9 protein-coding genes are annotated in these 13,328 nt (G+C 64.2%); 6 read left to right on the forward strand and 3 right to left on the reverse strand.

Annotated features, from left to right (window positions below):
* Positions 1-60: 60 nt before the first annotated feature.
* The 3 genes from P3T22_RS20130 to P3T22_RS20140 form a co-directional block, all read right to left on the reverse strand.
* A complete protein-coding gene (locus P3T22_RS20130; protein ID WP_063496539.1) occupies positions 61-1,314 on the reverse strand; it encodes a cell division protein ZipA C-terminal FtsZ-binding domain-containing protein in 1,254 nt (417 codons plus the stop codon).
* 117 nt (positions 1,315-1,431) lie between these two features.
* Positions 1,432-4,950: a chromosome segregation protein SMC gene (gene smc / locus P3T22_RS20135; RefSeq protein WP_429325917.1), complete on the reverse strand. Its 3,519-nt coding sequence runs from the start codon at positions 4,948-4,950 to the stop codon at positions 1,432-1,434.
* Between the two features lie 149 nt (positions 4,951-5,099).
* Positions 5,100-6,098, reverse strand: coding sequence for a DMT family transporter (locus P3T22_RS20140; protein WP_429325918.1), 999 nt, complete (start codon positions 6,096-6,098; stop codon positions 5,100-5,102).
* A gap of 546 nt (positions 6,099-6,644) precedes the next feature.
* Between P3T22_RS20140 and dapC the strand changes: the two genes are divergently transcribed.
* From dapC to cls, 6 genes are all read left to right on the forward strand, one after another.
* Positions 6,645-7,874: a succinyldiaminopimelate transaminase gene (gene dapC / locus P3T22_RS20145; RefSeq protein WP_429325919.1), complete on the forward strand. Its 1,230-nt coding sequence runs from the start codon at positions 6,645-6,647 to the stop codon at positions 7,872-7,874.
* 83 nt (positions 7,875-7,957) lie between these two features.
* Positions 7,958-8,785: a 2,3,4,5-tetrahydropyridine-2,6-dicarboxylate N-succinyltransferase gene (dapD, locus tag P3T22_RS20150; RefSeq protein WP_063496544.1), complete on the forward strand. Its 828-nt coding sequence runs from the start codon at positions 7,958-7,960 to the stop codon at positions 8,783-8,785.
* The gene (locus P3T22_RS20155; RefSeq protein ID WP_429325920.1) at positions 8,785-9,150 is read left to right on the forward strand and encodes an ArsC family reductase; all 366 of its coding nucleotides are present in this window, start codon (positions 8,785-8,787) and stop codon (positions 9,148-9,150) included. The genes dapD and P3T22_RS20155 overlap by 1 nt, the downstream gene beginning before the upstream one ends.
* A gap of 251 nt (positions 9,151-9,401) precedes the next feature.
* Positions 9,402-10,541 (forward strand): succinyl-diaminopimelate desuccinylase, encoded by a 1,140-nt coding sequence (dapE, locus tag P3T22_RS20160; protein WP_429325921.1) that lies wholly within the window; start codon positions 9,402-9,404, stop codon positions 10,539-10,541.
* Positions 10,542-10,557: 16 nt separating this feature from the next.
* A complete protein-coding gene (prmB, locus tag P3T22_RS20165) occupies positions 10,558-11,442 on the forward strand; it encodes a 50S ribosomal protein L3 N(5)-glutamine methyltransferase (protein WP_429325922.1) in 885 nt (294 codons plus the stop codon).
* Positions 11,443-11,737: 295 nt separating this feature from the next.
* On the forward strand, positions 11,738-13,177 hold the full coding sequence (gene cls / locus P3T22_RS20170) for a cardiolipin synthase (RefSeq protein ID WP_429325923.1): 1,440 nt from the start codon (positions 11,738-11,740) through the stop codon (positions 13,175-13,177).
* Positions 13,178-13,328: the final 151 nt, after the last annotated feature.

Consider the following 13,328-nt stretch of genomic DNA (forward strand, 5'->3'; position numbering starts at 1 on the left):
CCCAAACGCCGACGGCCGCACATCGTGCGGCCGTCGAGTACTACATAAAAAGCAGAGCCGTTACTGGCTGAACAAACGCCGGGTGGCCGGCGAACCCGCCGGAATACCCGCCTGTTCGAGCTTCGCGTAGAGCGTCATCAACTGCTTTTCGATCGCCAGCAGCGCGGTTTCCGGCAGCGGACGGCGCCCATCGTCGACCACCCGTCCGCCGATACGCTCAGCCAACGATTTCGCGTAGTCGCACATCAGGCGGAACGGCAGGATATCTTCGTCCGCGACCGGCACGTCGAGCACCAGCGTGATCATCTGGCCGCCCTTATAGGTCAGGTCGTCGCGCAGGAAATTGGTGTCGCCGAATTGCAGCATGAACACCGGACTCTGCTTCGCGTCGAGCTTGACGAAGCGCGTGCCGTCGCGCGAGAGCAGCAAGCCATCCTGCGACGCGACGGCCTGGACATAATTGGCCGACCACGGCGCCCCGTCGGAGAGCACGTTGATCGACAGTTGCGCATCGCACTGCGCGGCGAAGCCGTCGAGTTCGCGCGCCATTGCAACTGTTTCGAGCATGTCGGGAAATTCCGGCGACGCGTCGAGCGCATCGGCAAACTGCTGCACGCCGGTCACGAATTCCGAGAACTCCAGTTCGTTGAGCGCCCCACTCCGATTGGCCAATTGCGCGGCCGCGCGCAGTTCTTCATAGCGCGCGCCGTTTTGCAGCAATTCCCACGCGCCGCCTTCGAGCTTGCCTTCGATATGCACCGGCTTGCTGCCGGCGCGGCGCAGACGCTGCGCAAGCGGAATCACCTTGTCGCCGGCCATCGGGCCGTTCAAACGAATCGGCACGATGCAGTCGATGCGGCGATCGACGATAGCCGGCGGCGCCGACGAAATCGTCGTGGCAGCGGGCAGGATCGGCTCGGCCGGTTCGCCGGTCTTCGCCGCGTGGCCGCCTTCGGCTTCAACCATGCCTTCCGCTTCCGGATAGCCATTCGGCGTAGTCATCTCAGCCTGAATGTCGGCCGATGTATCGAGCGGCGCGGCGGTCGCGCCAAAAGTCGGCTCGACGCGCGCCGCAGCGGTTTCCGCCGCCGCGTCTGAACCCGCTACCGGTTCGCGCCGCGTGGTCGGCCGGGCCGGTTCGATAAACGGGCTCTGTTCTTCCTGATCGTCCCGCGTGAAACTTTCGGCGCTATCGACCGGCATCGGACGCGGCATCTTGCGGCGCACCTTCGCGCCTTGCCATGCGTTGTACACGACCACGCCCCCGACCACCACGGCACCCGCGCCGATCAAACCGAGTGTCAACTCGTCCATGCATGCTCCATCAGCAATTCTTCTGTCTGCGCGGCTTTGCGCCCGCCCCACGTGTCGCGCGGCCGACGGCCGCTGCGCTGAACGCGGGCGCCCGCGATGATCAACCTAAACGAAAACTTAAACGATATTCTGGGCGAAACCCGCCGCCGTTTCCATGTCGACCGCGACGATCCGCGATACGCCCTGCTCCTGCATGGTCACGCCGATCAGTTGCTGCGCCATTTCCATCGCGATCTTGTTGTGCGAAATGAACAGGAACTGCGTCTTGTCCGACATCGCGCGCACGAGGTTCGCGAAGCGTTCCGTGTTGGCGTCGTCGAGCGGCGCGTCCACTTCGTCGAGCAGGCAGAACGGCGCCGGATTCAGCTGGAACATCGCGAACACCAGTGCGGTGGCGGTCAAGGCTTTCTCGCCGCCCGACAGCAGGTGAATCGTCGAATTCTTCTTGCCCGGCGGCTGCGCCATCACCTGCACGCCGGCGTCGAGAATCTCGTCGCCGGTCATGATCAGCTTGGCCTGGCCACCGCCAAAGAGACGCGGGAACAGTTCGCCGAAATGACGGTTCACTTCGTCGAAGGTGCCTTGCAGCAGCGTACGCGTTTCGCCGTCGATCTTGCGGATCGCGTCTTCGAGCGTTTCGATCGCGTTGTTCAGGTCCGCCGATTGCGAATCGAGGAACGTCTTGCGCTCGGTCGCCGCCTTCAGTTCGTCCAACGCGGCCATGTTGACCGGGCCGAGCGCGGTGATAGCGTTGTTGATCCGCGTGACTTCGCCTTGCAGGTACGACGGCTTCATGTCCGGCGTGAGCTTGGCCTGCAACTCGGCTTCATCGACGCCGGCCGCAGCCAGTTGCTCGATGAACTGCTCGCCATTCAGGCGGGCGGCCTGCTCCTTCAGCTGCAATTCGTTGATGCGGTCGCGCAGGGGTTGCAGCGCCCGCTCGGCGGTCAAACGGGTTTCGTCGGCGGCACGCAGCTTGGCGGTCAGGTCTTCCAGTTCGAGGCGCGCGGCGTGCAGCGCTTCTTCCTTGACCGCGCGAATATCGAGCGCGTCCTGCAAGCCGGTATGCGCGGTTTGCTCGTTGATCGTTTCCAGCTCGGCGCGCGCATCTTCCAGCGAGGCGGCGACGCGCTCGCTCTGCTCGTGCGAGACCTGGATGCTGCGCTTCAATTCGTCGATGCGGTTCGCCATGTTGCGCGCGGCGAAACGCGCGTCGGTGGCGCCCCGATCGAGATCGCGCGATTGGGCGCGCGCGGCGGTCAGCGCTTCGTCGAGCGCCTCGAAAGCCAGCTGGTGATCTTCGAAACGCGCCTGCAATTCGGCGAGTTCAGCGTCGTGGCGCTCGAAGTTCGCTTCCGATTCGCCGCGCAACGCGCGCTGCTCGTCGATCTGCGCGGTGATTTCTTCGAGCTCTTCGCGGATCTGCGTGCTGCGCTGCGTATAACGCTCATGCGCTTGCGCGAGCTTGAGCACGTCCATCTGCAAGGCGTGCACGCGTTGCGTTGCGCGCTCCGACTGTTGACGCACATCGGTCAACGCTTGGGCGGCTTGCGTGTGCGCGGCTTCGGCGCGGATCGCGGCGGCCTTCGCTTCATCGGCGAGCAAGGCTTGCGCGCGCACCTGGCGAGCCAGGTTTTCGATTTCCTGCTGACGGGCCAGCATGCCGGCCTGTTCGGAGTCGGCGGCATACAACTGGACGCCGACACGCGTCACGACGTGGCCGGCCTTCACGACGAACGAGCCGCCCTCCGGCAATTGCGCGCGCATGGCGAGCGCCTGTTGCAGGTCGTCAGCGACAAAGGCGAGGCCGAGCCAGTCGTTCAGCACGGCGCGAATGCCTGCATCGTCGATACGAACCAGCGACAGCAGCGGACGCAAACCCGCCGGCGTAGTGACCGGCTGACCGGCTGCCGGCGGTGCGTAGAACGCGAGCTTGGCGGGCGGCGCGTCGGTGGCGAACGCCTTGACCCAATCGAGGTTCGACACTTCCAGCGCGGCGAGCCGCTCGCGCAGCACCGCTTCGAGCGCGGCTTCCCAGCCGGCTTCGACGTGCAGCTTCTTCCACAGACGCGGCAAGCCGCTCAGCTCGTGCTTTTCAAGCCACGGCTGGATTTTGCCTTCGGTCTGGACGTTTTCCTGCAGTTGCTTGAGCGCGGCAAGGCGTGCGTCGAGCTGATGAATCTGCGCGCTCTCCGACTGCACGCGCTCCTGGGCAGCGCGCCGTTCGCCGTCGAGACGCGGCAGCGTTTCCTGCGCGTCGGCGAGACGGGCCTGCGCGTCGTGCAGGATTTCTTCGTGTTCGGCGAGCTGCATGCGCAGGTCTTCGAGTTGCGCTTCGTCAGGGGCATCCAGCCCGCCCGCTTCCGACTTCAGCCGCTCGTGGCGCTGCTGCAACTGCTGCAATTGCTGATCCGCATTGCGCTGATGCGCCGCTTCGAGCTTGAGTGCCTGTTCGGTCTGCGCAATACCGCCGCGCTCGGCGTTCAGTTCGGTCTGCGCATCGCGCCAGCGTGCTTCGAGCGCCGGCATCGCGTCATGCCTGGCGGCGGCTTCGTCTTCGGCCAGCGCGGCTTTTTCTTCGGCGACGGCCAGTTGTTCTTCAGCGTCTTCGAGATCGTCTTGCGCTTTTTGGGCTTGCGACTGCCACTGCTCACGTTGCGCGGTCAATGCCGCGATCTGCGCCTGCGCGCGGTTGCGCGATTCGACGATGAACTTGATCTCGGCCTCGAGGCGGCTGACTTCGGCATTCGCCTCGTACAGCGCACCTTGCGCACCCTGCATTGCGTCGCTGGCGGAATAATGCGCGACGCGCAGCGTTTCGAGTTGCGCTTCGACTTCGCGCAGCTTCGCGGTTTGCGCTTCGAGGTCGATCTGCGCCTGTTCGATTGCGCGCTGCTGGCGTTCCTGCTCGCCGCCGGCTTCGTTCTTGCGCAACAGCCACAACAGACGCTGCTTCTCTTCGCCGTCGGCCTGCAAATCCTTGTACCTGGTCGCGACGATCGCCTGCGCTTCGAGCTTCTCGAGATTCGCACTGAGTTCGCGGACGATGTCTTCGACGCGGATCAGATTCTCGCGCGTGTCGTGCAGGCGGTTCTCGGTTTCGCGGCGGCGTTCCTTGTACTTCGACACGCCCGCGGCTTCTTCGAGGAACACGCGCAGCTCTTCCGGCTTCGCCTCGATCAGGCGCGCGATCATGCCCTGCCCGATGATCGCGTACGCACGCGGCCCGAGGCCGGTGCCGAGGAAGATGTCCTGAATGTCGCGGCGGCGCGCCGGCAGGTTGTTGATGTAGTAGCTCGAGGTGCCGTCGCGCGTGAGCACGCGCTTGACGGCGATTTCGGCATACTGCCCCCACTGCCCGGCGGCACGGCCGTCGGCGTTGTCGAACACGAGTTCGACGCTGGCGCGGCTACCCGGCTTGCGCGCGGTCGAGCCATTGAAGATCACGTCCTGCATCGACTCGCCGCGCAGCTCGGAAGCGCGCGATTCGCCGAGCACCCAGCGCACGGCGTCGATGATGTTGGACTTGCCGCACCCATTCGGTCCGACCACGCCGACGAGCTGGCCCGGAACCTGGAAATGCGTGGGATCGACGAATGACTTGAAGCCAGCGAGTTTGATCGAGGTCAGACGCACGGCGATTTCGCTGTTTGAAAAGGGAAAATAAAAGGTGGCTCGTGAAGGCCGCGCCAGCCGTTCACCGATGCAGCGGAACGGCCCGCGAAACCTCGCGATACGGGCGCCAATCGCATGCGTTGAAGCATGCGCCAGCTAATGAGGGGCAATCATACCATCGCGCGCGAGCGGTTCTTACCGTCCTTACGGTCGGCGCTGCCGTCGGTGTCGAGAGCCGGGTCCTGATTGGCGGGATCGGGCGGCAAGGCCTTGGTCCGGTGCACCCAACTGGAGAGTGCCGACGCCAGCACGATGCACAAGCCGCCCGCCCATTCCCGCGGGCCCGGCGTCTCGCCGGCGAAGAGCCACGCGGACAAGGCCGTGACCACGATCTCGAACAGCATGATGATCGAGGCCCGATTGGCCGGCACCCGCGCGAGTCCATACTGCACGAGCATATTGTTCGACGCGAGCAGGAAACCGAGGCCGAGCACCAGTAGCACGGCCGTGCCGAGATGCGCGCCGGTGGGTGGTGCGGGCATCGCCTCGAACAGCGATGCAAAGGTGCTGAAAATCGCCGCGCCGCCGAAGATCGTCGCGGTACGCATTTCCGGCTTCATCTCAGGCAGCACGCGGCTCGTCTTGAGGATCAGCACGTTGCTCATCGCGAAGCCCATGCCGCCCGCAAGCCCTGCCCATTCGGCGAGATTGCCTGGCACCGGGATGCCGAGTTGCGGCGACCACAGCATGGTCATCGCGCCGGCCAGCGACAGCGCGGCGAGGCCAGCGCCCGCCCATGTCAGCCGTTCGTGCAGGATGAAGTGCGCAAAGAGCGCGGTCCAGGCGGGGGTGAGATAGAACAGCAGCAGGACGCGCATCACCTCGCCGTGGATCGAGCCCCACACGAAGCCGAGATTGGTGATGCCCGCGGCTAGTGCCAGAGCCGGCAGCAGCCAGTGCCAGCGCACGGTCTTGAGGGCACGATAGCGCACCAGCAGGACGAACAGACAACCGGCGCCGCTCGTGAGCGCGCTTGCCGCCGTGCCGGTCACGCCGAGCGCATTCAGCATGCGCAGCGGATACCAGATCACCCCCCACACCGAGGCGCCCAGCATGATCGCGAGCGTGGGCCAAGCCGTTGGCCAGCCCGTGCGAAACCACTTGCTCATGATGCGAGCCTCCCGCGGCGGTTGCTGCTCCTGCGGGCGGTGTTGCGGACTTTGCTGACTTCGCCGACGGCGGCGTTCTTGCGCCCGCTTCGTCCGAATCGTCCGAATCGTCCGGATGTCTCCTTTGCTGCTACGACCATTGCTGCTCCTGCTTCTTTTTTGCGCGAACCGTCTGCGGTTCGCGTCGTTCCCGCTGCGTCGCATTGCCTGCGCTGCCTGGCGGGGTGCGCCGCGTCTTACACGCCAGGCGCCGCCGCAATATGCCCTCAGATGCCTTCTGCAGGCCACATTGCTTGCGTTCGGACCGTTGCGGCCCTGAGTCATCCTCGATACTACCGTCGGGTTTCTCTTTGTTGCATGCGTTTTGGCCGCCGGACGACAAGAGGCAAGGGGCAACGCCGCCATGAATTTCCCGTCTGCGCCGCCACGCTATAATCACCCGCTCGCCGCCGCTGCCGCCCTTTTCGCGTGTTTCATGCGTTTTACGGTCAGCATGCGTGTCCAGCATTCGTCTGCGCCCATCCTCGATCAGGCTCGATCCGCCCAGTGAACCCGCTACTCGACTCCCTCCAGCCCTATCCGTTCGAAAAGCTGCGTGCGCTTTTCAAGGACGTCACGCCGCCCGCCGGCCTCGCGCACATCAGCTTCGGCATCGGCGAACCGAAACATCCTACGCCCGCGCTGATTCGCGACGCGGTGATTGCTTCGCTCGGCGGCTTGTCGGCGTATCCGGCCACCATCGGGTCGCCAGCACTGCGCGAGTCGATCGCGAAATGGGTGACGCAGCGCTACAACCTGCCCCCGGTCGATCCGGCCACCCAGGTGCTGCCGGTGTCGGGCTCGCGCGAGGCGCTTTTTGCGCTCGCACAAACGGTCATCGACCCTAAACGGGACGATGCGCGGAATGCTGACGGCGAGCCTGCGATCGTACTCTGTCCGAACCCGTTCTACCAAATCTATGAGGGCGCGGCGATTCTCGCCGGCGCGCAGCCGTACTTCGTGAATAGCGACCCGGCGCGCAACTTCGCCTGCGACTATTCGGCGGTCCCGGCCGAGATCTGGGCGCGCACGCAGCTGCTGTATGTATGCTCGCCGGGCAATCCCACCGGCGCGGTGCTTACGCTCGACGACTGGCGCGAACTGTTCGCGCTGTCGGACCGCTACGGCTTCGTGATCGCCTCGGACGAGTGCTACTCGGAAATCTACTTCGACGAAGCTAATCCGCCGCTCGGCGGCCTGGAAGCGGCTCACCAGCTCGGTCGCGGCTTCGAGCGCCTTGTGATGCTGTCGAGCCTGTCCAAGCGCTCGAACGTGCCGGGCATGCGCTCGGGCTTTGTGGCGGGCGACGCGGCGATCCTGAAAGATTTCCTGCTATACCGGACATACCACGGCGCGGCCTTGTCGACGGTGTTCCAGAGCGCCAGCATCGCGGCCTGGAATGATGAAACGCATGTGCGCGAGAACCGCGCGAAGTATGGGCAGAAGTTTTCCACCGTGACGCCGATGCTCGCCGAGGTGCTCGACGTACGCCTGCCGGACGCCGCGTTCTACCTTTGGGCGGACGTCTCGCGCACGGGCCTGTCGGACACCGAGTTCGCCCAGCGCCTCTACGCCGACTATAATGTGACGGTTCTGCCGGGCTCGTTCCTCGCGCGCACTGCGCATGGCGTGAACCCCGGCCGCAATTTCGTGCGCATGGCGCTCGTCGCCGATGTCGACGAATGCACGCAAGGCGTACAACGGATCGTCGATTTTTGCCGCGCGCTCGCGGGCTGAGTTTTTCGCGAATTTTTCGTATTCAGCAACCTCGCGCACCGCATTCCCTTCTTCAGACTTCAACTCTTCAGAAAAGCACGCATATGTCGCAACAACTTCAGCAGATCATTGATACCGCCTGGGAAAACCGCGCCGAACTGTCGCCGAAGGCTGCGCCGGCCGACGTGCGCGAAGCCGTCGCCCACGCCATCGAGCAACTGGACAAGGGCGCGCTGCGCGTGGCCGAAAAAAAGGACGGCGACTGGGTCGTCAATCAATGGCTGAAGAAAGCCGTGCTGCTGTCGTTCCGCCTGGAAGACAACGTGGTGCAACCGGCTGGCGGCTACTCGCAGTTCTACGACAAGGTGCCGTCGAAGTTCGCCAACTACACCGCTGAAGACTTCGCCGCCGGCGGCTTCCGCGTGGTGCCGCCCGCCATCGCGCGCCGCGGCTCGTTCATCGCGAAGAACGTCGTGCTGATGCCGTCGTACACCAACATCGGCGCCTATGTGGACGAAGGCACGATGGTCGACACGTGGGCGACCGTCGGCTCGTGCGCGCAGATCGGCAAGAACGTCCACCTGTCGGGTGGCGTGGGCATCGGCGGCGTGCTGGAGCCGCTGCAGGCGAACCCGGTCATCATCGAAGACAACTGCTTCATCGGCGCGCGTTCGGAAGTGGTGGAAGGCGTGATCGTCGAAGAAAACTCGGTGATCTCGATGGGCGTGTACCTGGGCCAGAGCACCAAGATTTACGACCGCGAAACCGGCGAAGTCACGTATGGCCGCATTCCGGCGGGTTCGGTGGTGGTGGCGGGCAACCTGCCGTCGAAAGACGGTTCGCATAGCCTCTACTGCGCCGTGATCGTCAAGAAGGTCGACGCCAAGACGCGTGCGAAGGTCGGCCTGAACGAGCTGCTGCGAGGCGACTGATGGCACGCGGCACCAAGACCGTCGTCTACGGCATTCCGAACTGCGACACCGTGAAGAAAGCCCGTGTGTGGCTCGAAGAGCATGATGTCGAGTTCGAATTCCACGACTTCAAGAAACACGGCGTGACCGAGCCGCTCGTTCAGGACTGGCTGAAGGACGTGAAGCTCGACGCGTTGCTGAACCGTCGCGGCACGACCTGGCGCGGCCTGTCCGACGACATGAAGGCGGCGGCGGACACGCAATCGGGCGCGATCGCGTTGATGATCCACAAGCCGTCTGTGATCAACCGGCCGGTGCTGGTGGTCAACGGAAGGGTCAAGTCGCTCGGTTTCTCGGTGGACGAATACGCGGCGCTGTTTGCCTGATTGCCTGATTGCCTGATTGCCTGTTCTGAGGCCCAAGATCGGAAGCAACGGTCAAGCGCGCAGCTCGACCGCAGCGCCAGGTGCCAGGCAAAAGCCAGGCACAAACCAGGCATAACCAGGACCGAGTGCGAAGATCGAATGCAACAAGCAGTAAAACGTGGCATCGCCGCGTTGCTTAAAAGCTGTTGCCGGCTGCGGTGTCCAACCGCCAGCCGGCATTTTTTCATTTCAAAGTGGCTTGTACTGAATCCATGTCCGGCACCCTCGCCCTTACCGAACAACTGATCGCGCGCGCCTCCGTCACGCCCGACGACCAGCATTGCCAGCGCCTCCTGATCGAACGCCTGTCCGCGCTCGGCTTCGAGCACGAGACGATCGAATCGAACGGCGTGACCAACCTGTGGGCCGTCAAACGCGGCGTCGACGGCACGCGCGGCAAGCTGCTCGCCTTCGCCGGCCACACGGACGTCGTGCCGACCGGCCCGCTCGAACAATGGCACTCGGCGCCGTTCGAGCCGACCCATCGCGACGGCAAGCTCTACGGCCGCGGCGCGGCGGACATGAAGGCGTCGATCGCCGGCTTCGTGGTGGCAAGCGAGGAATTCGTCGCGGCGCACCCGGCGCATCGCGGCTCGCTCGCATTCCTGATTACGAGCGACGAAGAAGGCCCCGCTACCGACGGCACTATAAAGGTCGTCGAAGCGCTGCAGGCACGTGGCGAGCGCATGGACTACTGCATCGTCGGCGAACCGACGTCGAGCGCGCAGTTCGGCGACATGGTGAAGAATGGCCGGCGCGGTTCGATGTCGGGCAAGCTGATCGTCAAGGGCGTGCAAGGCCATATCGCCTATCCGCATCTGGCGAAAAATCCAGTGCACCTGCTCGCGCCCGCGTTGGCCGAACTGGTCGCCGAACGCTGGGACGACGGTAACGAATACTTCCCGCCCACCACCTGGCAGGTGTCGAACATCCATAGCGGCACCGGCGCGACCAACGTGATTCCCGGCCATGCGGACGTGATGTTCAATTTCCGCTTCTCGACGGCCAGCACGGTGGAAGGCCTGCAGGCTCGCGTCCATGCGATCCTCGACAAGCACAATCTCGAATACGATCTGCAATGGAACGTGAGCGGCCTGCCGTTCCTCACGCCGCGCGGCGATCTGTCGAACGCGCTGGCGAAAGCGATCAAGGACGAAACCGGCGTCACGACTGAACTGTCGACCACCGGCGGCACTTCGGACGGCCGCTTCATCGCCCGCATCTGCGAGCAGGTGATCGAATTCGGCCCGCTAAACGCCAGCATCCACAAGATCGACGAACATATCGAAGTCGCACACATCGAGCCGCTGAAGAACGTGTATCGCCGCGTGCTCGAACAACTGATCGCCTGACCAAGGAATTTCTGCGATGACGCTCCCGTTTTCCACTGTCCGCGACCTGCTGCGTTTCGCGGTGTCGCGCTTCAATCAGGCCGAGTTGTCGTTTGGCCACGGCTCGGCCAACGCCTACGACGAAGCCGCTTATCTGATACTGCACACCCTGCATTTGCCGCTCGATCTGCTGGAACCATTCCTCGACGCGCGTCTATCCGCGGCTGAAATCGACGCCGTGCTGAACGTGATCGAGCGCCGCGCCGGCCAGCGCGTGCCGGCGGCCTACATCACGCAGGAAGCGTGGATGCACGGCTTCCGCTTCTACGTGGATGAACGCGTGATCGTGCCGCGCTCGTTCATCGGCGAATTGCTGCAGGACGGTCTGCAGCCGTACGTGGAAGATCCCGAGCAGGTAAGCGCCGTGCTGGAACTGTGCACCGGCTCCGGCTGCCTCGCGATCCTCGCGGCGCACGCATTCCCGAACGCGGATATCGATGCAGTCGATCTTTCCGCACCCGCTCTCGAAGTCGCCACGCGCAACGTGACGGAATACAGGCTCGACGACCGCGTCGCCTTCTTCGAAGGCGATCTGTACGCGCCGCTCGCCGAACGCCGCTACGACGTGATCGTCAGCAATCCGCCGTATGTGAACGCCGCCTCGATGCAGGAACTGCCCGCCGAATACAAGCACGAGCCCGACATGGCCCTGGCAGGCGGCGCGGACGGCATGGACATCGTGCGCCGGATCATCGCCGAAGCACGTAACTGGCTGACCGAAGACGGCGTGCTGGTGGTCGAGATCGGCAACGAGCGCGCGAACGTCGAAGCGGCCTTCGGCGGCCTCGATCTGGTCTGGCTGTCGACGAGCGCTGGCGACGACAACGTGTTCCTGATTCAGGCCGCGGATCTGCCAGTCTGATGTTTTACCGCCGGATAGCCGGATAGCCTGATAGCCGGATAGCGGGATCGCCGGGTTGCCTTATCGCGCGACGCGCGCGGCAGACGTTCACTGCCTGCCGTGCGTGTTGCACCGCATGACCGCACACGCCGGCACCTCGCGCCTCTCCCCGCCCGCATACCCCGCCTTGGCGGAATCCCCGAAGAAGCTGGACCGTCACGCCCCCCAACGCACTCGCGTTCGGTAAGATGGGCGCGGTCAGCTGTCCGCTGCGCAGCAAGGCAGCGGCGGTGCCTTGCCAACTCTTCGCCCGCCTATGGAATTCGACCTGCTTCATATTGGCCCGCTGGTCGCCGTCGCCCATATTCTCGGCGTGGTGGCAGCATGCCACGCGATTCTGAACACCCGCACGTCGCAAGGCGCGATCGCGTGGGCCGTGTCGCTGGTCGCCATGCCGTATCTGACGCTGGTGCCGTACCTGTTCCTCGGCCGCAGTAAATTCCAGGGTTACGCGGACGCTCGCCGCATCGAAAACGAATTGCTGCGCACGCGCGCCCATCCTCAGGAATGGGATACACGGGCCTCCTCCGCAGGGCTGCCTACGCAAGAGCTTGGCGCCAGACTCGTACATTCGCTTACGCGCCTGAGCGCCATGCCGTTCCTGCCGGGCAATTCCGTGCGCACGCTGGTGAACGGAGCCGCGACTTTCGAGGCGATCTTCGAAGCGATCGAAGGCGCACGCCATTACGTGATCGTGCAGTTCTTCATCGTGCACGACGATGCGCTCGGCGAGATGCTCAAAGACGCGCTGATCGCGAAAGCGCAGCAAGGCGTACGCGTCTACTTCCTGTACGACAGCATCGGCAGTTTCGATCTGCCCCACCGCTACGTGGCGGCACTGCGCGCGGCCGGCGTGGAAATGCACCCGTTCGCCACCAATCGCCGCTTCGTCAACCGCCTGCAGTTGAACTTCCGCAATCACCGCAAAATCGTCTCAGTGGACGGTGAGCGCGCGTTTGTCGGCGGACACAACGTCGGTATCGAATATCTCGGCGGCAAGCCGCCGCTGTCGCCATGGCGCGATACGCATATCGAAGTACGCGGCCCGGCCGTCGCCAGCATCCAGTTCGTGTTCACCGAAGACTGGCACTGGGCGACCCAGCAGCTGCCCGAGTTCGCCATGCCGGCCTTCCCGCCAGCCGACGAGGGCATGCACTGCCTCGTCGTGCCGAGCGGTCCGGCCGACAAGCAGGAGACCTGCTCGCTCTTCTTCGTCGAGGCGATCAACGCGGCGCGCGAGCGGATCTGGATTACGACGCCTTATCTCATACCCGACGAAGCCGTGTTCGCCGCGCTGCGACTGGCGGTGCTGCGCGGCGTGGATGTGCGCATTCTGATTCCGTGCCGGCGCGATCACCGCGTGGTGTTCACCGCCTCGAAACTGTATGCGTACGACTCGCTGCGCGCGGGCATCCGGATCTTCCGCTATCAGCCCGGCTTTCTGCATCAGAAGGTCGTGCTGATCGACAGCGTGGCGGCGGCAATCGGCAGCGCCAATCTCGACAACCGCTCGTTCCGGCTGAACTTCGAGATTATGGTGCTGACCGTGGACCGCGGCTTTGCCAAAGATGTCGAAGCAATGCTGCTCAAGGACTTCGCGGAGTCGCTCGAAATCGACCGCAACGAGTACCGCCGGGCGAGCGCGTTGCGGCGCGTGCTGATGCACGTGGCGCGGTTGTTCTCGCCGATCCTGTAGTGCACTGCGGCCAGATAGCCGCGCTGCCGCTTCGCCTCCAACTCGAACCGCCCCACCTTTGGCTTTGGCTTTGGCTTTGGCTTTGGCTTTGGCTTTGGCTTTGGCTTTGGCTTTGGCTTTGGCTTTGGCTTTGGCTTTGGCTTTGGCTTTG

The sequence above is a fragment of the Paraburkholderia sp. GAS348 genome (genome assembly GCF_050434205.1).
Lineage (GTDB): Bacteria > Pseudomonadota > Gammaproteobacteria > Burkholderiales > Burkholderiaceae > Paraburkholderia.